We start from the raw sequence: 355 nt of genomic DNA, 5'->3' as shown, positions 1-355 counted from the left end.
ATCGCAGGCATCAGCCATTGCCGGGTGGGGATGACCGATAGTGCAATACCAGCCATGAGTAGGGAAGATACGTGATCGATTCGCCATATAAGCAGCGCTGTCAGCATCGATACAATCAGAACAAACAGGTAAAAAAATGGGAAGGCGCTGCGAATGGTAGCGCGAGCCGTATTATTTGGAAGACTAGACAATAGAAAGGCTGCAAAACCAAAAGAAAAGAGGCTCATCCCGCCAAATAAAAAGGACGCTAGCCATAGGGATAGGGTAGTGAGCATGCGCGTTTCCTCTTGAAAAAAATGGTACTGATCTGATGTTTCCACCTTTTCAGTACAATTAATGTACAAGTTATTTTGCG

Annotated in this window: 1 protein-coding gene; it reads right to left on the bottom strand. The window is 45.4% G+C overall.

Going from position 1 to position 355, the window contains the following annotated elements:
* Positions 1-275: DUF4149 domain-containing protein (locus SB753_RS35450; protein ID WP_410804749.1), on the bottom strand; the 275-nt coding region annotated here is incomplete at its 3' end.
* Positions 276-355: the final 80 nt, after the last annotated feature.

The organism is Paraburkholderia sp. SIMBA_053 (genome assembly GCF_046534895.1).
Classification (GTDB): Bacteria; Pseudomonadota; Gammaproteobacteria; order Burkholderiales; family Burkholderiaceae; genus Paraburkholderia; species Paraburkholderia caledonica.
The sequence above is the reverse complement of the archived record's forward strand: the minus strand, read 5'-3'. Positions and strand labels throughout refer to the sequence as shown.